The organism is Streptomyces sp. MS191 (assembly GCF_008042125.1).
Classification (GTDB): domain Bacteria; phylum Actinomycetota; class Actinomycetes; order Streptomycetales; family Streptomycetaceae; genus Streptomyces.
Window position 1 is genome coordinate 526,365 of sequence record NZ_RDBI01000040.1, and the last position, 22,305, is coordinate 548,669.

At 74.1% G+C, this 22,305-nt stretch carries 22 protein-coding genes and 2 pseudogenes; 12 read left to right on the top strand and 12 right to left on the bottom strand.

What is annotated here, in order from left to right:
* The 3 genes from EAO71_RS37575 to EAO71_RS09305 form a co-directional block, all read right to left on the bottom strand.
* Positions 1–474, bottom strand: a 474-nt coding sequence (locus EAO71_RS37575; protein WP_187282620.1) for a homogentisate 1,2-dioxygenase, incomplete at its 3' end; no start/stop codon positions are given.
* Positions 471–1,259 (bottom strand): cupredoxin domain-containing protein, encoded by a 789-nt coding sequence (locus EAO71_RS09300; RefSeq protein WP_147979188.1) that lies wholly within the window; start codon positions 1,257–1,259, stop codon positions 471–473. The genes EAO71_RS37575 and EAO71_RS09300, both read right to left, overlap by 4 nt.
* Before the next feature lie 413 nt (positions 1,260–1,672).
* Positions 1,673–3,946, bottom strand: coding sequence for a right-handed parallel beta-helix repeat-containing protein (locus EAO71_RS09305; protein ID WP_261992067.1), 2,274 nt, complete (start codon positions 3,944–3,946; stop codon positions 1,673–1,675).
* Between the two features lie 153 nt (positions 3,947–4,099).
* Here EAO71_RS09305 and hmgA point away from each other — a divergent pair, with 153 nt between their 5' ends.
* The 3 genes from hmgA (at position 4,100) to EAO71_RS09320 (ending at position 7,717) form a co-directional block, all read left to right on the top strand.
* Entirely contained in the window at positions 4,100–5,422 is a 1,323-nt protein-coding gene (gene hmgA / locus EAO71_RS09310; RefSeq protein ID WP_147977293.1) for a homogentisate 1,2-dioxygenase, read from the top strand.
* Between the two features lie 23 nt (positions 5,423–5,445).
* A complete protein-coding gene (locus tag EAO71_RS09315; protein WP_147977294.1) occupies positions 5,446–6,198 on the top strand; it encodes a GntR family transcriptional regulator in 753 nt (250 codons plus the stop codon).
* Positions 6,199–6,505: 307 nt separating this feature from the next.
* On the top strand, positions 6,506–7,717 hold the full coding sequence (locus EAO71_RS09320; RefSeq protein ID WP_147977295.1) for a type ISP restriction/modification enzyme: 1,212 nt from the start codon (positions 6,506–6,508) through the stop codon (positions 7,715–7,717).
* Between the two features lie 16 nt (positions 7,718–7,733).
* On the opposite strand, the gene EAO71_RS09325 is transcribed toward EAO71_RS09320, so the two are convergent.
* Positions 7,734–8,039: a hypothetical protein gene (locus EAO71_RS09325; RefSeq protein WP_261992068.1), complete on the bottom strand. Its 306-nt coding sequence runs from the start codon at positions 8,037–8,039 to the stop codon at positions 7,734–7,736.
* Positions 8,040–8,134: 95 nt separating this feature from the next.
* Positions 8,135–8,863, bottom strand: a complete 729-nt coding sequence (locus EAO71_RS09330) for a TetR/AcrR family transcriptional regulator (protein ID WP_147977296.1) — start codon at positions 8,861–8,863, stop codon at positions 8,135–8,137.
* Between the two features lie 62 nt (positions 8,864–8,925).
* Here EAO71_RS09330 and EAO71_RS09335 point away from each other — a divergent pair, with 62 nt between their 5' ends.
* The 3 genes from EAO71_RS09335 (at position 8,926) to EAO71_RS09345 (ending at position 11,982) form a co-directional block, all read left to right on the top strand.
* Positions 8,926–9,864, top strand: coding sequence for an ATP-binding cassette domain-containing protein (locus EAO71_RS09335; protein ID WP_147977297.1), 939 nt, complete (start codon positions 8,926–8,928; stop codon positions 9,862–9,864).
* Positions 9,861–10,676: an ABC transporter permease gene (locus EAO71_RS09340; protein WP_147977298.1), complete on the top strand. Its 816-nt coding sequence runs from the start codon at positions 9,861–9,863 to the stop codon at positions 10,674–10,676. Before EAO71_RS09335 ends, EAO71_RS09340 begins: the two co-directional genes overlap by 4 nt.
* Positions 10,677–10,785: 109 nt before the next feature.
* The gene (locus EAO71_RS09345; protein WP_147977299.1) at positions 10,786–11,982 is read left to right on the top strand and encodes a CaiB/BaiF CoA transferase family protein; all 1,197 of its coding nucleotides are present in this window, start codon (positions 10,786–10,788) and stop codon (positions 11,980–11,982) included.
* Positions 11,983–12,171: 189 nt separating this feature from the next.
* Here the strand turns inward: EAO71_RS09345 and EAO71_RS09350 are convergent, their stop codons facing one another.
* Positions 12,172–12,435, bottom strand: coding sequence for a hypothetical protein (locus EAO71_RS09350; RefSeq protein ID WP_187282621.1), 264 nt, complete (start codon positions 12,433–12,435; stop codon positions 12,172–12,174).
* Positions 12,436–12,772: 337 nt separating this feature from the next.
* Between EAO71_RS09350 and EAO71_RS09355 the strand changes: the two genes are divergently transcribed.
* Positions 12,773–14,386 (top strand): serine/threonine-protein kinase, encoded by a 1,614-nt coding sequence (locus tag EAO71_RS09355; protein WP_147977300.1) that lies wholly within the window; start codon positions 12,773–12,775, stop codon positions 14,384–14,386.
* Here the strand turns inward: EAO71_RS09355 and EAO71_RS09360 are convergent.
* A complete protein-coding gene (locus tag EAO71_RS09360) occupies positions 14,370–15,179 on the bottom strand; it encodes an SGNH/GDSL hydrolase family protein (protein ID WP_147977301.1) in 810 nt (269 codons plus the stop codon). The two genes, EAO71_RS09355 and EAO71_RS09360, sit on opposite strands and share 17 nt — an antisense overlap.
* A gap of 273 nt (positions 15,180–15,452) precedes the next feature.
* On the opposite strand from EAO71_RS09360, the gene EAO71_RS09365 reads away from it, so the two are divergent.
* Positions 15,453–16,598, top strand: coding sequence for a DUF5925 domain-containing protein (locus tag EAO71_RS09365; RefSeq protein WP_399757352.1), 1,146 nt, complete (start codon positions 15,453–15,455; stop codon positions 16,596–16,598).
* A gap of 206 nt (positions 16,599–16,804) precedes the next feature.
* On the opposite strand, the gene EAO71_RS09370 is transcribed toward EAO71_RS09365, so the two are convergent.
* Positions 16,805–17,179, bottom strand: coding sequence for a GntR family transcriptional regulator (locus EAO71_RS09370; RefSeq protein WP_147977303.1), 375 nt, complete (start codon positions 17,177–17,179; stop codon positions 16,805–16,807).
* Between the two features lie 71 nt (positions 17,180–17,250).
* Between EAO71_RS09370 and EAO71_RS09375 the strand changes: the two genes are divergently transcribed.
* A complete protein-coding gene (locus tag EAO71_RS09375; RefSeq protein WP_147977304.1) occupies positions 17,251–18,174 on the top strand; it encodes a GNAT family N-acetyltransferase in 924 nt (307 codons plus the stop codon).
* On the top strand, positions 18,155–18,649 hold the full coding sequence (locus tag EAO71_RS09380; RefSeq protein WP_147977305.1) for a ribonuclease FAU-1 family protein: 495 nt from the start codon (positions 18,155–18,157) through the stop codon (positions 18,647–18,649). The genes EAO71_RS09375 and EAO71_RS09380 overlap by 20 nt, the downstream gene beginning before the upstream one ends.
* A gap of 103 nt (positions 18,650–18,752) precedes the next feature.
* Here EAO71_RS09380 and EAO71_RS09385 read toward each other — a convergent pair whose 3' ends face one another.
* The 3 genes and pseudogenes from EAO71_RS09385 to EAO71_RS09395 form a co-directional block, all read right to left on the bottom strand.
* Entirely contained in the window at positions 18,753–19,205 is a 453-nt protein-coding gene (locus EAO71_RS09385) for a DUF6299 family protein (RefSeq protein ID WP_147977306.1), read from the bottom strand.
* 72 nt (positions 19,206–19,277) lie between these two features.
* Positions 19,278–19,742, bottom strand: coding sequence for a GNAT family N-acetyltransferase (locus tag EAO71_RS09390; protein WP_147977307.1), 465 nt, complete (start codon positions 19,740–19,742; stop codon positions 19,278–19,280).
* Positions 19,739–20,035, bottom strand: a pseudogene (locus EAO71_RS09395) (tripartite tricarboxylate transporter permease); the annotation flags it as partial. The pseudogene EAO71_RS09395 and the gene EAO71_RS09390, both read right to left, overlap by 4 nt.
* Between EAO71_RS09395 and EAO71_RS38655 the strand changes: the two are divergent.
* Positions 20,014–20,256: pseudogene (locus tag EAO71_RS38655) on the top strand (two-component system response regulator); the annotation flags it as partial. The pseudogenes EAO71_RS09395 and EAO71_RS38655 sit on opposite strands and share 22 nt — an antisense overlap.
* Positions 20,257–20,457: 201 nt before the next feature.
* The gene (locus tag EAO71_RS09405) at positions 20,458–21,492 is read left to right on the top strand and encodes a lytic polysaccharide monooxygenase (protein WP_147977308.1); all 1,035 of its coding nucleotides are present in this window, start codon (positions 20,458–20,460) and stop codon (positions 21,490–21,492) included.
* Positions 21,493–21,535: 43 nt separating this feature from the next.
* On the opposite strand, the gene EAO71_RS09410 is transcribed toward EAO71_RS09405, so the two are convergent.
* Positions 21,536–22,305 (bottom strand): esterase/lipase family protein (locus tag EAO71_RS09410; protein ID WP_147979191.1); only part of this gene is annotated, 770 nt, incomplete at its 5' end.

Sequence of the window (22,305 nt, forward strand, 5' to 3'; positions counted from 1 at the left end):
GCGCTCCGGCACGATCAGCAGCTCGCCGTCGGCGTCGCTGAACACCCGGTCCATGGACGCGTTGGCGTGGTAGAGGTGCACGGCCATGCCGGTCCGCTGGGTCGTGTCCCCGTTGCCGCCCAGTGTCCACAGGCCGGCCAGGAAGTCGGTGCCGGGCGCGGGATTGCGGTCGGGGTCGTCGGGACCGAGAAGGAGGTGCAGCAGGACGGTGACGGCGGCGGCGAGGCCGAGGACGCGCAGGGCGACGCGGGTGGCCCGGGCGTCGGCGACGCGCTGGACGGCGGCGGGCAGGGGGCGGCCGGCGTCCGCCCCCCGGAAACGGGAGGCGGACCAGAGCAGGCCGAGGGCGAGGAAGGAGACGAAGAGCGCGGCGAAGGCGCCGGCGTAGGCGTAGAAGGGTGAGAGCGGGAGGTCGTGCCGGGAGCCGACGCCGTGGGCGAGCGGCAGGAAGGGGACGGGGGTGGCGGCGGTCACCGGACGACGAGTTGGGTCAGGACGAGTCCGGACTCGTGGGTCTCGACGTCGAAGAGGCCGGTGCGGTCGACGGTGAGGCTGATCGTGCCCGGGCGGCCCGGCTGGAGGGCGAGTTCGCGGTCGTAACCGTGGACGTGCAGGGTGTCGGCGCGGTCGGCGGTGACACGGAGGGTGAGGAGGTCGCCCTTCCTCAGCTCGATGCGGGAGGGGCGGGGTTGGACGGAGGTGCCCGTGACGGTGATGGCGACGGTACGGCCGGGGTCAGCGCTCGGAGAGGGGGACGGCGCCGAGGACGCCGCCGTCGGCGTGGGGGCGCCTGGGGCGCCCAGGCGGAGGGTGCCCTCCACGGGCTTCCCGGCGACGGCCCAGACGGTGTGGTCGTCCGCGTGGAGGCGGACGGTCAGGGTGCGGGCACCGGCGGGGACGTGGTGCCAGGGGCCGTAGAGGCGGGCGGTCTCGCGTCCGTCGACGAGGAGCCGGGCGTGCCCCCGGCCCGGGATGGCGGCGCCGCCGACGCTCTCCGGGGTGAAGCGGAACCTCTCCACGGTGAGGTGGATGTTCCAGCCGCCCTCGGAGTCGGGTCGCGCCTCGACCCGCACGGCGGGGGCACCGGCGGCCGGCACCTCCCGCAGCCGGTGCCCGGACTCGTCCTTCGCCGCGAGCAGCGTGCCGCTGCTCCCGGTCGCCTCCTGATGGGTGGTCCCCGGCTTGTGGTGGGTCGTGGCCCGCCCACCGCAGCCGCCGGCGAGGAGGGCGGTCAGGACGACAGCGAGGACGACGGCCACGGAGGCGACGGGGCGGCGCGACGCCGCGCCCCGGGTGGCGACGGGGCACGGCGCCGTGCGGTCGCCGGGCCGGGCCCGCCGCGCGCCCCCGGCACGCCTGCCGGGCCGGGTGGACCCGGTGGACCCGGTGGGCCCGGTGCGGTCGCCGAGCCGGGTGCGCCGCGCGTCGCGGACGGACTCGGCGTCGCGGACGGAGTCGGCCGCGTGGGCGCCGCGGGCGGTGCCGGCGTCCCGGACAGAGTCGGCCGCGTGGGCGGAGTCGGCGTCGCGGACGGACTCGGCGTCGAGACCGGAGTCGGCCGCGTGGGCGCCGCAGGCCGTGCCGGGCGTGTCGGCGCCGCAGGCCGTGCCGGGCGTGTCGGCGCCGCGGGCGGAGCCGGAGCCGCTGCCTGCGCCTGGCGTCGTTCCGGCGCTCACGCCGAACCCCCGGCCGGGAGATCCGTGCCCGGCTGCTCGGGGGGCTCGGTGGCGGGGTGCGCCGCGGTGGCCTGCGCGGAGCCCGGCGAGGTGGGTGTCGCCGCGCCGGGCCGTGCGGAGTCCGCCGTGTCGGCTGCCGCGGCACCCGAGACCACTGCGCCCGAGACCACTGCGCCCGGAACCGTCGCGTCCGCTGCCACCGTGTCCGCCGCCGCGGCGGCCCGCGCCCTGCCGGCGTCGGGGGCCGTACCGTCGTCCGGGGCGGGGCTCGTGGTGCGGCCCGCCGCGATCACGGCCCAGAGCACCCACACCACCGCGAGGAGCGCACGCAGCCAGGCCGGGCTCAGGGGGATCCAGGGGATCATCAGGACGGCCTTGTCGAAGGCGTCGAGGAGCGTGAGGGCGCCGAGGGCGAGCGTGGTCCAGGCGAACGCCGGGCGCGTGGGGCGCAGCGCGAGGCCCACGCCGACCCACCAGGCACCGATCAGGAGCAGCGCCAGCGCGGGCAGCGGGCCGGGGGCGAGCCGCAGGGTCGACCCGGCCACGTCCAGGACCAGGCCCGCGAGCCCCAGCAGGGTCGCCACGCCGGCGAGCCGGCTGCCGCGCAGCCGGCGCCACCACAGGATGCCGCCCACCAGCGCCAGGACGAGCGAACAGGCCAGGGCCAGCTGGGTCTCGACGCGCTGGACGCCGCGGGCGCCGTACCAGTCGCAGCCGGCCGGCAGCCGCCGCGCCTGGACGTTGTAGTCGGCGCAGACCAGGAGCTGGGCGATCTTGACCGGTTCGCCGACCAGCCGGTCGGTGTCGCCGGAGACCTCGCCCCAGCGCGCTCCGCACTCGGGCAGCGAGCCCGGGGTGGAGACCTCCGCGTCGGCCTGCCAGCAGTTGCCGCCGCCCTGGCCGTCCCACCACACGTCCGTGCGGTTGGGGCGGGAGGCGCCCGACGGGTCGACGCCCAGGCGGTTCCCGGCGTAGCGGTTGTGGTGGGAGGTGTCGGTCTGCTTGCCCCACGCCGACTCGCCGCGGATGAAGGCGGGGACGGCGCTGAGGAAGAAGGCGGCGCGCTGGTGCCCGTACACCCAGTTGTTCTCGTAGAGGTTCCAGTTGCCGCCCGCGGTGATGATGCCGGTGCCGGGCGGCATGGAGATCTGCGGGCAGACGATTCCCTGTTCGTAGCCGCGCTCCACGGGCGGCTTGGCGCAGGTGCCGTCGGCGACGTACCGGTAGTAGTTCTGGTTGTTGTCGTGGATCACGTTGCGCTCGAAGCGGGCGTGGTTCTGCGGGAGTCCGGGGTGGCCGGGGAAGGCGGAGTCCATCGAGGCGCCGCCCATGTTGTGGTCGAACTCGTTGTCGTGGACGTAGACGGAGTCCCCGGCCGTGCCGGAGTAGCCGACCATGTTGTGGTGGCTGCGGCAGCCGGTGATCTCGATCGAGTGGCGCGGGACGTCGTAGCCGCGGCCGTCGTTGATGTCGGAGGCCGAGCCGGGGTAGATGCCGGAGTCGCCGTTGCCGTAGGACTCGCAGTTCTTGTACAGGCCGTGGTCGGAGGCGAACGTCAGGAAGCCGTACTCGTCGTTCCACCGGGTCAGGACGTCGTCGATGACGAAGCCGTCGCCCGCGAGCACGTACAGGGAGTTGAAGGTCGTGCGCTGCGCGGTGAAGTTGCGGAAGTAGATCCCGTCCGACTCGTCGGCCCGGATGGCGTTGAGCTTGGCGTACTTCGCGTCCACGACGACGTCGAGGCGGGACGCTCCGGTGCCTTCGATCTGGAGGTTCTTCTTGCCGAGGATCGCGACCAGGTTCTGGTTGTGCGGGCACTGCTTCTGCTGCTCGTACGACAGGATCTGGTAGCCGAGCGACGACTTGGGCGCCTTCAGCGTGGCGCAGGCGCCGGCCGGCGGGGCGAGGGAGGGCTCCTCCTCGTAGAGGCCGGGCAGGACGGCGATCGTCATGCCGGGGCGGTCGACGGCGTCGACGGCCTGCTGGAGATGGCGGTATCCGGTGCGGGCGCAGCGTTCGAAGAGGGCCTGGTTCCGGGCCCTGAGATCGGCCGGGAAGCCGGCCGTCCGCCGTGCGAAGTCGGCCCGGTCGGTCTTGCAGACCAGGAGATCGGGCTCCCCCGTACGCAGCACCGGCACGCTGCCGGAGCCGTCGGGGAAGGTGACGGGCCGCTCCTCGTGGGCCAGGGCCCCGGGGGCGGTGACGAGCGCGGCGGCGAGCGCCGCGAGAACGACCGAGAGCGCGACAAGGAGCCTGCGGGTCCACGACATGGGCGTGAGAGTAGAGCAATGTTCATCTTTTGGAACCCCCCGTGCACGCATCACGTCGAATCGAGACCTGCCGGGACCCCGTTGACGCGAGCGGTCGCGGAATCCTACGGTCATCCATAGGATTCCCTTGCGGGCTCAGGACAGGAGCGGGCGATGACCACGGAGACCACCGCGCAGGCGAGAAAGACGGCCGAGTCGCTGGCGTACAGCACCGGTTTCGGCAACGAGCACGGCTCGGAGGCGGTACCGGGCGCACTGCCGCACGGGCGGAACTCGCCGCAGCGCGCGCCGCTGGGCCTGTACGCCGAGCAGCTGAGCGGCAGCGCGTTCACCGAGCCGCGCGCCCACAACCGCCGCTCGTGGCTGTACCGGATCCGCCCGTCGGCCGCGCACCCGCCGTTCACCCGGACCGACAACGGCGCGCTGCGGTCCGCCCCCTTCACGGAGGCCGTCCCCGACCCCAACCGGCTGCGCTGGAACCCGCTGCCCGACCCCGCGCCCGGCACCGACTTCCTGGCCGGCCTGTGGACACTGGGCGGCAACGGGGACACGACCCAGCGGACCGGCATGGCCGTGCACCTCTACCACGCCAACGCGTCCATGGACCGGGTGTTCAGCGACGCCGACGGCGAGCTGCTGATCGTGCCGGAGCGCGGCGGCCTCCTCCTGCGCACCGAGCTGGGGCTGCTCGCCGTCCGCCCGGGAGAGATCGCGCTGATCCCGCGCGGCGTCCGCTTCCGCGTCGACCTGCTCGACGAGAGCGCCCGCGGCTACGTCTGCGAGAACTACGGAGCCCCCTTCCAGCTCCCCGACCTCGGCCCGATCGGCGCCAACGGCCTCGCCAACGCCCGCGACTTCCGCGCGCCGGTCGCCGCCTACGAGGACGTCGAGGGCCCGGTCGAGGTCGTCAACAAGTACTGCGGCAACCTCTGGTCGGCGACCTACACCCACTCCCCGCTGGACGTCGTCGCCTGGCACGGCAACCACACGCCGTACGTCTACGACCTGCACCGTTTCAACGTCATCGGCACGATCTCGTACGACCACCCGGACCCGTCGATCTTCACGGTGCTCACCTCGCCGTCCGACACCCCCGGCCTGGCGGGCGTCGACTTCGTGGTCTTCGCCCCGCGCTGGCTGGTGGGCGAGGACACCTTCCGCCCGCCGTACTTCCACCGCAACGTCATGAGCGAGTACATGGGCCTGATCGAGGGCGCCTACGACGCGAAGGCGGAGGGCTTCGTGCCCGGCGGCGGTTCGCTGCACAACATGATGTCCGCGCACGGCCCGGACCGGGAGACCTTCGACCGGGCGAGCGCCGCCGAGCTGAAGCCGCAGAAGATCGACGACGGCCTTGCCTTCATGTTCGAGACCCGCTGGCCCGTCACGGCCACCGCGCAGGCGGCGAACGCCGACCATCTGCAGAAGGGGTACGACGACGTGTGGCAGGGTCTTGAGCGCCACTTCCGGTCGTAGTACGCCGTAGTACGGAGAACGCCGTGACCGCCTTCGCCCCCGACTCGCTGGTCCTGAACCGCAAGCTGCCCCTCTGGTACCAGGTCTCGCAGTCCCTGCGCGCGTCCATACTCGGCCGCACGCCCGACGCCTCCCTGCGGCTGCCCACCGAGGAGCAGCTCGCCACCCACTACGGCGTCAGCGTGCTGACCATGCGCCAGGCCCTCAAGGAGCTGGAGGAGGAGGGGCTGATCAGCCGGCACCGGCGGCGCGGCACCTTCATCGAGCCGGGCGCCCGTCGTTCGAGCCCTCGCCGGCTGCTCGGCTCGATCGACGCGATCGTGGCCCAGCAGTCCGGCGAGCGGACGACGGTGCTCGGTCACGGCACCGAGCCGGTGCCGGGAGAGCTGGCCGAGTACTTCCCGGACCTGCCGGAGGTGGTCGCGTACCGGCGGCTGCGCTGCGACGGCGAGAGCGGCGAGCCCACCAACTGGGCCGAGAACGCCGTGCGGCCGGAGCTGGCGGCCGCGGTGGATCCGGCGGATCTGGAACGCTGGCCGATGACGAAGGTGCTGCGGGACGTGGTGGGCGTCCGGATCAGCCGCATCACGGACACGGTCGAGGCCCGGCTCGCGGACCCGGAGACGGCGGCGCTGCTCCAGGTGCCGCTGCTGTCGCCGATCCTGCACTACACGGGCGTGACGTACGACGAGGACGGCCGGGTGGTGGACGTGGCCCGGATCCGCTACCGCGGCGACCGCTTCTCCTTCACCGTCACGGTCGAGGCCCGGCACTGAGGGCCGGGCGCACCGGAAGGCGGAGGTGGGGGCACCTCCCTCGCTGCCGGGCCGTGGGGGCGGAGCCATGCCGACCGCCGGCGACGCGGGAGACGGCGTTCCAGGACGCCGGGAGCCCGGCGGGATCGGCACGGCACCCCCTCGGGGGTGTCTTGTCGATCAGGCCGGACGAGCGAGCGGCGTCATGGGGCTTCGGATCCAAGGCGGAGGACAGAGGCATGGCGGAGCCATGCCGACCGACGACAACGCGGGAGACGGCGTTCCAGGACGCCGGGAGCCCGGCGGGATCGGCAAGACACCCCCTAGCATGCGGGGCGTGACCGAAGACCCGCGGCTCGACGACATGCCGCTGCTCGACGAGCTCATGCCCTGGTCCGTGGCACCGCTGCGGCTCGGGCGGTCCTGGATCGTGGCGCCCGACGTCCGCACGCTGCGGGCCCGCTGGGAGCGGCTGGTGGCCGCCCGCGGGGACGAGCGGGAGGCGTTGTTCCGCCCCAGCAGGGCGCGCACGACGGCGAGTTCGGTGGCCGCGCTGCCGGGTCAGCGCACCGGTACCGGCCGGTTCGCCCGCGAGGACGGCCCCTGCCCCGCACCCGTGCGCCTCGCCCACGGGCCCTTCGACGAACAGTGGCTGCTCCCCGACCACCGGCTGATCGACACCGCCCGGCCCGAGCTGTGGCGGGTCGCCGACGACTCCCAGCTGTTCGTCGTCGAGCAGGGCCATGTGCCGGGGGCCGCCGGACCCGCGCTGCTGGTGACCGCCGCGGTGCCCGACGGCCGCTCGCCGGCCGGACGGCCGGGCCGGATCCGCCCGCTGTTCCGCCGCCCCGGCGGCCGGGAGCCCAACATCGCGCCCGGCCTGCTGCCCCTGCTGTGCGAGCGGTACGGGCAGCCCGTCGCACCCGCGGACCTGTCGGCCTGGGTGGTCGCGGCGGCGCTCCCCTCCCCCGCCGGGTGCCGGGTGCCGCTGCCGTACGACGCCGAGGTCTGGCGTTCGGGTGTGGAGCTCGGCCGGCGTCTCACCGGCATCCAGCTGCGCGGCGCGCACGGCGGCGAGAAGCCGCGGCTGCCGGGCGGGCGTCGGCCCTACGTGCGGGTGCCCGTCCCGGCCCGGCCGGCGACGGTGGCGTACGACGCGGGCGAGGAGACCCTGGAGCTGGGCGAGGGCCGGATCTCCCCCGTGCCCGCCGAGGCGTGGGACTTCCACGTGTCGGGCGCGCGGATGCTGGAGCAGTGGTTCACGCACCGTACGGCCCCGGCCGAGCCGGGCAGCCTGGAGGCGATGGGCCCGGTGGCCTGGCCCCAGGAGTGGACCTCGGAGCTGCTGGAGCTGATCACGGTTCTCGCGCTGCTGGCCCAGCGGGAGCCGGAGCGGGCGGCGCTCGCCGCGCACCCGGGACCGACCCGCGCGGAGCTCCGGGCGGCCGGGGTGCTTCCGGTACCGGCGGCGGCGCGCCGCCCGGCGTCCGTCCTGGACCACCAGGAGGAAGGCCCGGAGGGCCAGTTCGCCCTGCTCTGAGGACCGGGTCGGGCCGTCAGGGCAGGGGCTTCGGCCCGGTCTCGTGTCCGGCGAGGCAGAGCCTCAGCCGGCAGTGGTCCTCGGCCTCGACGGTCACCCGCTGCCCCCAGTGGGCGGTGAGGCGCTGTGCGACGTCGACCAGGCGGCGGCGGTCCTCGCGGGTGTGGGCCGGGTAGCGGACCCAGCCCTTGTCGGCGATCTCGTTGCCGAGTTCGCTGAACAGCAGAGCCCGGTAGCGCCGTTCCTCCTCGTCGGTGAGGGGGGTCGTCGCGTCCTCCGCGGGCCGCGTCCGGACGTTGTGGAGGTCTCGTATCGCCGTCACCGTGTCGCTCCGTGCCTTCCCGTGGGTCGTGCCGGAAGGCTACCGGCCCGCGCCGGACCCGAGCCGCCCCTCAGCCGTGTCGACAACGCCGCGGGTCAAGACGCCCCCTCACCCGTCACGAAGGAGTCGAGCGCCCGCCCCAGCGTCCGTTCGAAGATCTCCTCGGGGTCGAGCGGCGCGCCGCCGGACTCGCTCAGGACGGCGGCCAGCCGCGGGTGGCCGCCCTCGGCGAGGCGTCCCATCAGGTAGGCGCCGCGCACGGCCTGTTCCTGTTCCTCCGACCAGGGGAGCCCCCGGGCCCGTTCGGCGAGGGCGAGTTCGTTGGCGACGATCGTCATCACGGTGCCGTTGACCGTCGCGATCAGCTCCATCTTGGTGCCGCCGGGGAGGTCGAGCCCGTCCAGGCAGGCCAGGCACCCTTCCAGGAAGCGCAGGGCCTGGGGGCCGAAGGCGTACGCGGTCGTCATCAGCCGGATCACCCAGGGGTGGCGGCGCAGGATCGCCCGGGCCTGGCGGCCCACGGCGAGCATGTCGGCCCGCCAGTCGCCGCTCGGCGGGTCGGGCAGTTCGTACTCCGCGCTGACGGCGTCGACCATCAGCTCGTACAGATCCTCCTTGCGCGGCACGTAGTTGTAGAGCGACATCGTGCCGCAGCCGACCTCGGCCGCGATCCGGCGCATCGAGACCGCGTCGATGCCGTCGGCGTCGGCGATGCGCACCGCCGCGGCCACGATGTCGGCACGGCTGTACGCCGGTCTGGGGCCGCGACCCGCGCGCTCGGGGCGCGCCCAGATCACTTCGGGTTCGGCCGCTCGGCCCGCCATGGATCATCACCTCGCCTCCATCGTAGTTACGTACGCCGTACGTAGTGGGGTATGGTCGGGCCATGACTACTACGTACGCCGTACTTAGTGAAGGTCTGCAGAAGCGCTACGGGGAGGTCCATGCCCTGCGCGGGCTCGATCTCGCCGTCCCGGAAGGCACGGTCTGCGGCGTCCTCGGCCCGAACGGCGCGGGCAAGTCCACCGCCGTACGGGTGTTGACCACCCTGGCCGCCCCCGACGGGGGCAGCGCGCGGGTCGCCGGGCACGACGTCGTCCGGGACCCGGCGGGAGTGCGCCGGCGCATCGCGGTCACCGGCCAGCACGTCTCGGTCGACGGCGACCTCACGGGCGCCGAGAATCTGCGGCTCTTCGCCCGGCTGCTGCGCGCCCCGCGCGCCCGCGCCGACGAGCTCCTGGAGCGGTTCGGCCTGGCCGAGGCCGCCGGACGGCCGGCCCGGACCTACTCGGGCGGCATGCGCCGCCGGCTGGACCTGGCCGCGAGCCTCCTCGTGCCGCCCCGGGTCCTCTTCCTCGACGAGCCCACCACCGGGCTCGACCCGCACAGCCGGAACGGGATCTGGGACGCCGTACGGGGGTTGGCGTCCCAGGGCACGACCGTGCTGCTCACCACCCAGTACCTGGAGGAGGCCGACCAGCTCGCCGACGACATCGTGCTGATCGACGAGGGCCGGGCCGCCCATCGCGGCACCCCGGCCGAACTGAAGGCCGCGATCGGCAACCGCGCGGAGGTGGTGGTCGCCGACCCCGCCCTGCTCACCGCCGCGGCCGCCGTCCTCGACCAGCTCACCGGCTCCGCGCCGGTGCTGGACGCCGAGCGCCGCACGGTCGGCGTGGTGACCACCGACGCCACGCTCACCCTGCCGCGACTGGTCCGCGCGGTGGACGCGGCCGGCGTCGGGATCGTCGACGCGAGCCTGCGTCCGCCCACCCTCGACGAGGTGTTCCTGCGCCTCACGCACCGGAAGGAGCTCGCGGCATGAGCGCATGGGTCCAGGGCGGGACGGAGGCGCCGTCCGCGCGGGCGGCGCTGGCCGACGGGTGGGCGATGCTCGGCCGGCACCTGCGGCGGGTCCGGCACGCCCCGGCGATCGTCGTCCTCACCCAGACGATGCCGATCGTCTTCCTCCTGTTCTTCGGGTACGTCTTCGGCAGCGCGCTCGCGATGCCCGGCGCCGACTACCGCGCCTTCCTGGTGCCGGGCCTGCTCGTCGCGACGGCGGCCGGCGGTCTCATGACCGGCATGATGCAGGCCGCGCAGGACGCCCACCGGGGGGTGATGGACCGGTTCCGGACGCTTCCGATGAGCCGGACCGCGGTGCCGCTCGGCCAGGCGCTCGCGGACGTGCTCGTCAGCGCGGTCGGCATGGTGCCCCTGCTGCTGACCGGGCTGGCGATGGGCTGGCGGATCGAGGGCACGGCACCGCAGGCGCTCGGCGCCTTCGGGCTGCTGCTCCTCTTCCGCTTCGCGACGACCTGGGTGGGCATCCTGCTGGGCCTCGCCTCGCGCAGCGAGGAGGCCGCCGGCCAGCTCGGCAGCGCCTCGTTCATGCTGCCGCTGCTGTCCAACGCGTACATCCCGACCGAGGGTCTGCCGGGATGGCTGCGCACGGTGGCCGAGTGGAACCCGATCTCGGCGGTGACGACGGCGGTGCGCGAGCTCTTCGGCAACGCGTCCGCACCCGCGGACGCCGCCTGGCCGGTGGCGCATCCGGTCGCCGGGGCGGTGCTCTGGTCCCTGCTCCTGATCGCCCTCTTCGCGCCGCCCGCCGTTCGCCGGTACGCGCGCGGGTGACGGGTGCGGGGCGACCGCCGCCGGTGCCGCGGGCGGCCGTCCGCGCCGGGTGACCGAGGAGCGGTCGGCAGGTGACAACGGCGGTGCCCGCAGGGTAGGCAGGGCTTCCATGAGCACTCAGCCACTCCCCCTGGAGGGGATCACGGTCGTCGCGGTCGAACAGGCCGTGGCCGCCCCCTTCGCCACCCGCCAGCTGGCCGACCTCGGCGCCCGGGTCGTCAAGATCGAGCGCCCGGACGGCGGCGACTTCGCCCGCGGGTACGACACGGCGGCCGGCGGGCTCGCCTCGCACTTCGTCTGGTGCAACCGGGGCAAGGAGTCGGTAGCGGTCGACCTCAAGGACCCCCGGGGGCTCGCCCTGGTCCGGCGGCTGGTCGCGGGGGCCGACGTGTTCGTGCAGAACCTGGCCCAGGGGGCGGCGGCCCGGCTCGGCCTGGACGCCGCCACCCTGTGCGCCGCGCATCCGCGGCTGATCGCGGTCGACGTCTCGGGGTACGGGCCGGGCGGGCCCTACGCGGACAAGCGGGCCTACGACATGCTGGTCCAGTGCGAGGCGGGGCTCGTGTCGGTGACCGGGACGCCGGACCAGCCGGTCAAGTCGGGTGTCCCGGCGGCCGACATCGCGGCCGGGATGTACGCGTACACGGGCGTCCTCGCCGCGCTGGTCCGGCGCGGCACCACCGGACGCGGCGGCCCGGTGGAGGTCTCGCTGCTGGACGCGCTGGCCGAGTGGATGGGTCACCCTCTGCACCATGTGATGCACGGGGGCACGGCACCGGCGCGCACGGGTCTGGCGCACGCCGTCATCGCGCCGTACGACGCCTACCCGACCGCGGACGGGGACCTGGTGCTGCTGTCCGTGCAGAACGACCGCGAATGGCGGCGTCTGGCCGAACGGGTGCTGGAGCGGCCGGAGCTCGCGGAGGACCCCGGGTTCGCCACGAACACGGCGCGGGTGGCCGGCCGCGGCAGGACCGACGAGGCTGTCGCGGCGGCACTGGCGCCGCTCGACGCGGCGGAGGCGTTGGCTCGGCTGGAGGCGGCGGGCATCGCCTGCGCGCGGCTCAACACCGTCGCGGACCTGGCGGAACACCCGCAGCTCGCGGCCCGGGACCGCTGGCGGTCCGTGGACTCGCCGGTCGGGTCACTGCGTGCGCTGCTCCCGCCGGTGACGTTCCCGGACGGGCCGGAGCCGCGCATGGGCCGCGTCCCGGCACTGGGCGAGGACACCGCGAAGGTGCTCGGGGAGCTGGGGGTCGCCGAGGACGAGCTGCGGGAGCTGCGCGAGCGGGGCGTGGTGGCCTGACGGTCGCCGGGGGAGGCGGCGCCGTCGGGTGCGTTCATCTGTTCCGCGGGGTTCCCGGTGGGACCCGGGGCGGAACAGATGCCCACGATCGTGCTGATGAGGCGGAGGCCGGCGGTCGGGCCGAGCGGGGAGCGGGCGGGGTGCGCGTGCGAGGAGCACACGGCGTCCCGGTCCGACCGGTCCGGCCCGTCAGCCGTGGTTGCCGAAGAGCGAGCGGCGCAGGCGGCGCAGCGGGGCGAAGAGCGAGACGCGCGCGCTCTTGCTGCCACGGCTGCGCGTGCGGTCGCGCGCGGTCAGTTCGCGCATCAGTAGCGTCGCCTCGGCCGCCTCGCGCTGCGGCACGGCGGGGCCGCCGAGCACCGCGAGATGACGGTCGAGCCGCGAACTGGTCGCGCTGCTACCGCAGGTGATGGCAGGCACTCGCGGCCTGCTGCGCATTGCTATCTGTTCCATGTCACTCCCCACCCTAACGAGGGCACCCGGCCCGGGCAGGTTAACCCTATCGCCCCGCTGTGACACCCGTGTATCCCGACGACGCGATTCACCACACTCGTACGGGGGTTGACGGTCACTCTCCGAATCCGTGTGATTCCAGGGCGAGTTGGACAGCGATCGAACAGCTGCCGAACCGTCACGAACCATCCTGCACTCAAGGTCGTCACTCCTGATCACCTGACGGTGTGTGATCTCCACCACCAAGATCAACGCGAACCCGGCCGGGTGAGTTCGAAGTACCCCGCCCGGGGGCAGATATGCCCCACTGCACCCATCGCCGGACAAGGGACGCGCCATGACCGTGATCGCAGGGCGGTACCGGCTCCTGGACGTCCTCGGCGAGGGCGGCATGGGGACCGTCTGGCGGGCCCGGGACGAGGCCCTGGCCCGTGACGTCGCCGTCAAGGAGGTCCGCGCGCCGGCCGGGCTCCCCACCGACGACCGGCGCCGGCTGTACGCCCGCCTGGAGCGGGAGGCGTGGGCCTCGGCCCGGATCTCGCACCGCAACGTCGTGACGGTCTACGACGTCGCCACCGAGGACGACCGTCCGTGGATCGTGATGGAGCTGGTCCGCGGGCTCACCCTCGCCGAGGTCCTGGACGCGGAGGGCCCGATGCCCCCGCAACGCGCCGCCCACGTCGGCGCCGAGGTGCTGGCGGCCCTGCGCGCAGCGCACGAGGCGGGGGTCCTGCACCGGGACGTGAAGCCGGGCAACGTCCTCATGGCCAACGACGGCCGGGTCGTGCTGACCGACTTCGGCATCGCGACCGTGGCGGGGACCTCCCCGCTGACGATGACCGGAGAGCTCGTCGGGTCGCCCGAGTACCTGGCTCCGGAGCGGGCGCTCGGGCGCACCCCGGGTCCCGCCTCGGACCTGTGGTCGCTCGGGGTGCTGCTGTACCGGGCCGTGGAGGGCCGTCCGCCGTTCCGGGGGGACTCGGCGCTCGACACCCTGCGGGCCGTGGTGGACGAGGAGCCGACGCCGCCGCTCCGGGCGGGCGCGCTGGCCCCGGTGATCGAGGGGCTGCTGCGCAAGGACCCGGAGGAGCGCCCGCCGGCCGCCGAGGCCGAGCGGCAGCTGCGGCTGGTGGGGGCCGGCGGGACGCCGCGTTCGGGGCCGGTGCGGGCGGAACCGGCGGGCGCGGCGCCGGTCGTCGGCTCGGCCGAGGGGGGTGCGCCCACCCCTCCGCCGACGCCGGCCCGCGCACCCGGGAGCGGGTCGCCGACGGTCGTGCGGCCCGGGGAGGACGAACAACGCCGGAGGCGCGCCGCCGTGGTGCTCGCCGTCGCGATCGCCCTCCTGCTGCTGGCCGTGGGCGGGCTGGCGTACGTGCTGCTGCGGGACGACGAGCCCGGCGGTACGTCTCCGGGCGGCGGGAACACGACGGGCGCGCCCGCCACGACCACCGCCCCCACGAGCGCCTCGTCGACCCCGTCGAAGGAGACGCCCTCGACGAGCCCGACGCCGAGCCCCACGACGAGCGGTCCGACGAGCGGGAGCCCCACGCCGCCGGCTCAGACGGTGCAGGTGTTCGTGACCGCCGTACGCGCGCGGTACGCCGGCCCGTGCCCGCCGCCGCAGGACGCCGCGCCCGCCTTCACGGCGGCCGTGGCGGTGGGGCGGACACCCGCCTCGGTCGAGTACCACTGGGTCACGGAGAGCGGCGACGGGTCCGACTCCGACTGGCGGAAGCTGGAGTTCCCCGAAGGTGGCCCGTCCTCGCGTCAGCTGGACCACACGGAGACGGCGGAACGGGGTGCCGGCGCGCATCGCGACCGGGTCCGGCTGGAGGTCCGCGCACCGGCCCGGACCGAGTCGGACTGGGAGGCGTTCTCGGTGACCTGCGAGCCGGCGACCCCGACGGACGGGGCCACCGGCGCGGGGGGTGCGGTTACGCCGCGCTCCTGAAGGAGGGCAGGTAGCCGCCGGACTGCCCGGAGGCGGTGGGGTGGTAGGACTCGCCGATGTTGAGCCAGTTGACGCTGTGCAGCCAGGCCGAGCCGGAGCAGATCTCGTGTCCGGTGAAGGCGGGGACGACGCTCGTGAAGGTGTAGCCGTGGTCGGCCGCGCGCTTGGCGGTGGCCGCGTTGAGGTAGTCGGCGGCGTTGTTGATGGCGGTCCGCTCGTTCTCGCTCAGCCCGGCGATGCAGCCGCCGCCCAGCTTGTAGAAGCGGGGGTAGCCGAGGACGACGACCCGGGCGGCGGGGGCCTTGGCCCTGATCGCCGAGTACACCGCGTCGAGCTTCCCGGGCAGGGTGCTGTCGACGTAACCCTTGGCTTGATTGACGCGGTTGACGCAGGTGGATTCGGACTGGAGGACACAGGTCGTCATGACGTCCGCGAAGCCGGCGTCGTTGCCGCCGATGGTGATCGAGACGAGGTCGGTGGCGGCGGACAGGGGACCGAGCTGGCTGCTCGTCACATCACCCGTTCGGGCGCCCGAGCAGGCGGTGAAGGCGAAGGAGGAGGGGGAGTTCGCGTTCGCCCAGAGAACCGGGAAGGCGCGCGTGGAGCGCTTGCAGTCGCCGCTGGCGCTGTCGTAACTCCCGGCCCCCACACCGGAGGAGTAGGAGTCACCGAGGGCCACGTAGTCGAGTGCGGCGGTCTCGGCGGCCTGGGCGGCCCCCGCGCCGGTGGTGAGGGCGAGGACGGCGCCGAGCAGGAGTGAGGACGTGAACGCCGTGATGCGCGACAGTTTCATGAAACCTCCCTGTAGCAGGATCTCTGCGTTACTAGGTAGTAGCAGCGGACCCGACGGTCTGGAAGTGTCCATGCCAAGAACATTTGGAAAGCGCTCACTGAGACTCCGTCACGCACCTGCCCCCGAAGCCGCTTCGACCGTGGGCGACGGCCCTGACGGAGTGGCTCGAAACCCCTGGATGGAGCAGCGGGTTCAAGCCGGTGACGTGGTCCGATGCGACGCGTGGAGCGTCCCGTTCAAAACACCGTGCGCGAAATGCCCGGTTGCCGGATCATGGGCGCCATGTCTGCCACTTCGCCCGTACCGTCCGGGCCGCCGGGACCGTCGGAACCGTCCGACCCGCGGCAGGCGCTGCCGATCCGGCTCAACGTCGACGACAGCGACTCCCCCGCCGACGTCGTCGACGCGCTGTTCCTCGGCCGCTTCGCGACCGGCGAGCAGCCGCACTCCCACAGCACCACCCTCGACCGGGTGAAGCCGGCCGCGACCCTGCTGCCGGCCGGCGCCCACGTGCTGCGCGCCGCCAAGGACGACGACCGCCGCGCCGTACTCGCCGAGGGCGACGGCTGGACGCTGCTCGTCTCGCGCTGGAACCGGGGCGCGGACGTCACCGTCACCGCGAGGGACGCCGACCTCGCGGAGAAGATCCTGCGGGAGGCGACGGACGGGGCGAAGGACGATCCCGAACCGCAGCCCGAGAACGTGACGATGGGCTTCTGGTACGTCTCGCCCCGGCGCGGCCCGCACCGCACGACCCGTCAGATCAGCGCCGGCACCTGGGAGGAGATCCGCCCCAACTACACGGCGCCGGTCGCCGACGCGATGGACCGGCTGATGAAGGTCACCCCGGACGACATCGCGGGGCGGCTGCTGCTCCTGCACGGGCCGCCGGGGACCGGCAAGACCTCGGCGCTGCGCACCCTCGCCCGCTCCTGGCGGGACTGGTGCCAGGTGGACTGCGTCCTGGACCCCGAGCGGCTCTTCAACGACGTCGGCTACCTGATGGACATCGCGATCGGCGAGGACGAGGGCACGGCCAAGGGGCGGTGGCGGCTGCTGCTCCTGGAGGACTGCGACGAGCTGATCCGCGGCGAGGCGAAGCACACCGCCGGCCAGGCGCTGTCCCGGCTGCTCAACCTGACGGACGGCCTCCTCGGGCAGGGGCGCAACGTCCTCGTCGGCGTCACGACCAACGAGGACCTGGAGCGGCTGCACCCGGCGGTCGTCCGCCCGGGCCGGTGCCTGGCGCGGGTCGAGGTGGGCGCCCTGACGCACCACGAGGCGGTCAACTGGCTCGGCACCGAGGAAGGCGTCGGGCGCGAGGGCGCCACGCTCGCGGAGCTGTTCGCACTGCGCCGCGGCACCCCCGCGGCCGGCGTCCCCGGCTCCCGCGCCCCGGAGGCCGGCCTCTACCTGTGAGCCCGGCGGCCGGCGCCTCCGGAACGGGGTCCGGGAGGGGGATCGGGAAGGGCCGGCACCGACCGGCGCCCCGAACGGTTCGGGCCCCCGGTGCGCGGTCGGCCGGTCTTCCCTGACCTCCTCCCGGACCCGCGCCGGACCCCGCGCCGGGCTGTCGGACCTCGCGCCGGACCCCGCGCCGGGCTGGGGCCGGGCCCCGCCCGCGATCAGCCGCCGTAGGCCGCGCGCAGCGCGTCCTCGACCGCCGCCCGGGCCGCCTCCCGGGTCAGCCCCAGCCGCCTGGCCTCCTCCGCGTAGCCGGCCGCGGCGGCCGCCGCCAGCCGGTCCGCCGCGTCGCCCGCCGCCGCCACGAACGTGCCGTGCCGGCCGCGCGTCTCGATCACCCCGTCGGCCTCCAGCGCCTTGTACGCCTTGGCGACCGTGTTCGCCGCCAGGCCCAGGTCCTCGGCGAGGCCGCGCACCGTCGGCAGTTTGTAGCCCACGGGCAGCGCCCCGGAGCGGGCGCGCTCCGAGATCTGGGCGCGGAGTTGTTCGTACGGAGCGGTGGTGGCGCCGGTGTCCACGGCGATTCGCAAGGTCACGGCCCGATTCTGCCCCCGATCCGGGAAAAATTGGGAGGCGACCGTCCTCTGCCTGCGCGTACCTTCGGGCCATGACTGTGATCGTCCGCGATGTCCGGCCGGAGGACGCCGAGGGCTTCGCCCGCGTCCGGCGCGCCGCACTCCCCTTCATGCTCGCCACCGCCGAGCAGGTGGCCTTCGACTGGGCGCACGCCCACCCCGACGCCCACGAACGTCCGCTGGTGGCCACGAACGCCGAAGGCGAGATCATCGGCAGCGCGCAGATCCGGCTCGCCCACGACGCACCGGAACCGCACGTCGGTTCCCTCAACATCTACGTCCATCCGGAGCACCAGGGCCTCGGCGCCGGCACCCTGCTCGCCCGGGCCGCCGAGGAGCACCTGACGGAACGCGGCGCGACCACGCTGTACAGCTGGGTCCTCGACGCCCCGGCGAACCGGGCCTTCGCCGAACGGCACGGCTACACCTCCCGCCGTTCCGCCCACTTCCTCCGTCTCGACCTGGCCGGTGCCGCGCTCCCGCCCCTCGCCGAGCCGCCCGCGGAGGTCGAACTGCGCCCGGCCTCGGCGTACGCGGACGACCCCCGGCCGCTGTTCACGCTGGACGCGCTGACGACCGCGGACGAGCCGGGTGACGTGGGGGCCGAGCTCACGGACTACGCGCACTGGCTGGCCACCACCTGGAACCACCCCCTCTTCGACGCCGAGCTGACGACGGTCGCCGTCGTCGACGGCCGGCCGGCGGCGTTCAGCGCCGCCCAGAACGACGGCCTGGGCCGCTACAACTCGGGGATGACCGGCACGGATCCGGCCTTCCGGGGCCGCGGCCTGGCCAAGCTGGCGAAGAACCACTCGCTGCACCGGGCCCGGGCCGCCGGCTGCACCGAGGCCTTCACCGGCAACGACGCGGGCAACGGGCCGATGCTCGCGATCAACAAGTGGTTCGGCTACGAGATCTGCGCGACGGAGGTGCGCCATGTCCGCACGGTCGGTTGAGGTGGTGCTGACGAAGGCGGGCCGGACGAAGATCCGGTATCCCGCCGACGTCGTGTCCGACGACGGTCACCGGCTGACGGTCCGCGCCCCCTGGGCGGCCGAGGGGGTACGGGACTTCGGCTTCGTGCGCTTCGAGCCGGGGGACGTCTTCGTCGAGCACTACTGGCGCGACCGCTGGTACGCGGTCAAGGAGGTCCGCTCCGCCGACGGCACGCTCAAGGGCTGGTACTGCGACGTCACCCGGCCGGCCGCGATCGACGGCGACGAGGTCGTGGTCGAGGACCTGGACCTGGACCTGTGGGTGTCGGCCGACGGCAGCGAGGTGCTGCGGCTGGACGAGGACGAGTTCGCGGCGAGCGGTCTGACCGCCGCCGACCCCGAGGCGGCGGCCTGCGCCGTCGTCGCCCTGGACGAGCTGGAGGTCCTCGGCCGCGAGGGTCTGGTCGACCTGCTGGGCGTCGGCCCGTCCCGCTGACCGGGCCCGGTGTACGCCGGTCAGGCGGGCGGCGGGCGGTCCGCCGCGCGCCACGCTCGCCGGTCAGGCTGGCCGGGGCCCGGTCCGGCGTGGCGCTCACCGGTCAGGCACGCGGGCCCAGTTCGACGTCCGCCTCCTCGGTGGCGCGCACGCCGGGCACCGGGAGGCCCATGGGCCCCGGCACGAGCTGCATCAGCGCGGCCCGCACATGGGCGGCCCCCGCACGCCGGAGGGGCTCCTCCACGACACCCGAGTGGGACCAGGCGCGCACCCGGCCGTCGCAGACGGCGCGGGTGCCGCCGATGCCGGTGGAACGGTCCTGCCGGACGAGCGAGCTGCTCACGAAGACCGTCCCGGCGCTGTCGTCGACACAGCGGTAGGTGCCGGAGAGGGTGACCGTCCCGTCCGACGCGACCGTTCCGGTCCCGTCGACGGCGATCCCGTCGGCGAGGAGGGCTCCGGCCCTGTCGAGGGGACGGGCCGGCGCGGCGGTCGCGGCGGTCGGGGTGGCGGCGAGCAGCAGGGTGCCGAGGGCGAGGGCGAGCCGGAGACGCATGGGAGGGTCCTTCGGTGGGGGGGTGATGTCGCCCGCCAGGGATACCGGATCACGCCGCTCCGACACCGAAACTCACCCGATCGGGGGCGAGTTGAGCAGTTTTCGGTAGTGAATACGGTCGTACGGTCCGTCCGCCCGCCGCTCGACGGCCTCGTACCCGTACCGCTCGTACAGCTTCTGGTTCTCCCACATCATCGCGTTGGTGAGCAGGCGGACCTCGGGCAGGCCGAGCTCGCGGGCCCGCGCCTCGACCCATGCCATGAGGGTGCGGCCGAGTCCGGTGCCCTGGGCCGCGGGGGCGACGGCGATCGTGTCGAGGTAGAGGTGGTCGTCCTCGGGGACGACGACCACGAGGCCCCGGACGGGATCGCCGAGGACGAACACCCGCCCCGCCGCCACGTTCGACGCGTGGTCCGCCCGCATCGGGGCGGGTACGAGACCGATCCGCTCGACGTAGTGCCCGAAGGCCGCGTCGATCAGGGCCTTGACGGCCGGCACGTCGGTGGCGACGGCGGGGCGGGGCAGCGCGTGTGTCATACCGTCACGTTACGACGGCGCGTGATCACCTTCCTCAGCAGCGGCCGGCCCAGCAGCAGCACGACGACGGCGTAGACGGTGAGCGAGAAGGGCGTGTCGACCAGTCCGGCCGGCGACCCGTCACTGATCTGCAGGGCGCGCCGCAGCTGCTGTTCGGCGGCCGGGCCGAGGATGACGCCGATGACGGCGGGCAGGACGGGGAGTCCGTAGCGCCGCATGCCGAAGCCGATCAGCCCGATGACGAGCAGGACGACCAGGTCGAGCGCCTCACCGCCCGCCCGGCTCGCGCGAACTCCCCGAGGGCCTCGCCGCCCCGACCGCGGAACTGGTCGACGGCATCCTGCGCGCGCTTCCGGAGGGCCTGTCGGCCACGGAGTGCGCACGGGAGGGCGCCCTGTCCCGGGGGAGCGCCCGGCGCTACCTGGAGTACTTCACGGAGACGGGCCGCGCGGAGATCACCCTGCGGGACGGCGGGACGGGGCGCCCGGAGCGGCGCCACCGCCGACCGGGCTGAACCGAACGAGGGGCGCCGGCGCCTGTTCCTGAGCCGCCGCTTACGAGCCCCTTAAAGCGACCATAAGGATCACCGTCGCCCCGTCCGGGCAGCCGGATTCGGCGATCGCAGGGGCTAGCTTGCTGAGCGCCGGAGCAGGCGGGTCCGTGGACCGCGGCTGTTCCGCGGCCCCACTTCCCCCCTCGAAGGAGTTGCCCCGTCATGACCTCTCGTCGTCGTACGGTCGCCACCGTTCTCACGCTCGGCATCGCGCCCCTCGCGCTCGCCGGGATCGGCGCCGCGCCGGCCGTCGCGCACGGGTCGATGACCGATCCGGTGAGCCGGGTGTCCGCCTGCTACGCGGAGGGGCCGGAGAGCCCGAAGTCCGCCGCGTGCAAGGCGGCGGTGGCGGCGAGCGGGACGCAGGCGTTCTACGACTGGAACGCGGTGAACATCGCCAACGCGGCCGGCAAGCACCGTGAGCTGATCCCGGACGGCAAGCTGTGCAGCGCGGGCAACGACAAGTACCGCGGGCTGGACCTCGCGCGCGGCGACTGGCCGGCCAGCAGCCTCGCCTCGGGCAAGCACACGTTCCGCTACAAGGGCACCGCCCCGCACAAGGGGTCGTTCGCGCTGTACGTCACCAAGGACGGCTACGACCCCACCAAGCCGCTGAAGTGGTCGGACCTGGAGGAGAAGCCGTTCGCGACGGTGACCGACCCGCGGATGGAGAACGGCGACTACGTCTTCGACGGGACCGTGCCGAACAAGTCCGGCCGGCACCTGATCTACTCGGTCTGGCAGCGCTCCGACTCCCCCGAGGCGTTCTACACCTGCTCCGACGTCGTCTTCGGCAAGGACAACGGCAGCGCGGGCGGTGCCCCGGCGCCGACGGCGAGCGCGCCGACGGACGAGCAGATCGAGGACGGCACGGACGAGTCCTCGGTCGAGCACGGCGGGCACGGGGACGCCGACGCCGGGACGGGAGCGAAGGAGACCGCCGCGGCCCCGGCCGCCACGACGGACGCGGACGGCACGGAGGCCGGGACGGACCCGGCCGCCCCGGCCTCCGAGGAGCCCGCCGCGCCCAACGAGCCCGCCGCCGCCGGCTCCGGCGAGAACCTCGCCGAGACCGGAGGCGACTCGTCGACCCCGTACCTGGCGGCCGGTGGCGCCACGGTGCTGGCGCTGGGCGCGGCGCTGCTCTTCACCACGGTCCGCCGCAGGTCGCTGCCGGCGGGCCGACACAGCCGCTAGGGGCATCGCTCGCCGACGGCTGGTCGCCAGGAGCTGCCGGGGTCTAGCCGATCACGGACAGACAGGTGGTCGGGGTCGCGTGGGCCGGGTCGAGGGCGTTGGTCACCTCGTGGAAGGTCACCCGGTCCACCGTCCCGATCGCCACGTGCTCGGAGAGGTCGAGGGCGCACTTGTCCTGGATGACGACGTTGGTGACGTTCGGGCCGGAGAGGAACCCGGAGCGGTACGGCGTGACGACCTCGTCGTACTGGGTCGCGATGACCGTGTAGCGGACGCCCGGCACGGTGTCCCCGCCCGCGTTGAGGCGGGTGATGAACGGCGAGCCGGCCACCTGGTCGGCGAGCCCCGGGGTCTTGGCGTTGAGGAGGTCCTCCGCGCCGGGGAAGTACGGCAGCAGCTTGGTCAGGCCGAGCAGCGTGGTGCCGTGGTTGTCGGGGGCGATGCCGACGAGCGCGTTGACCTTGTCGGCGCCGCCGAGGAACTTCAGGTAGTAGCGCGGCATCATGCCGCCCTGCGAGTGGCCGACGAGGTCGGCCTCGGCGGCGCCGGTGGCGGCGAGGACCCGGTCCACGTACGTGTCGAGCTGTTCGGCCGACTTGTCGATCGGGCCGAGCCCGTTGAAGAAGGGCACGCCCGGCAGTTGGCCGTAGTCGAGCGAGAAGACGCAGTACCCGCGGTTGACCAGGTACGGGGCGAGGGCCAGCCAGTTGTCGACGGAGTTGCCGAACGTGCCGTGGACGAGGACGACCGGGCGGGGGTGGTCGGCGGAGGGCTTGCAGGCGAAGTCGTTCCAGCCCCGGCTGGGGGCGGCGG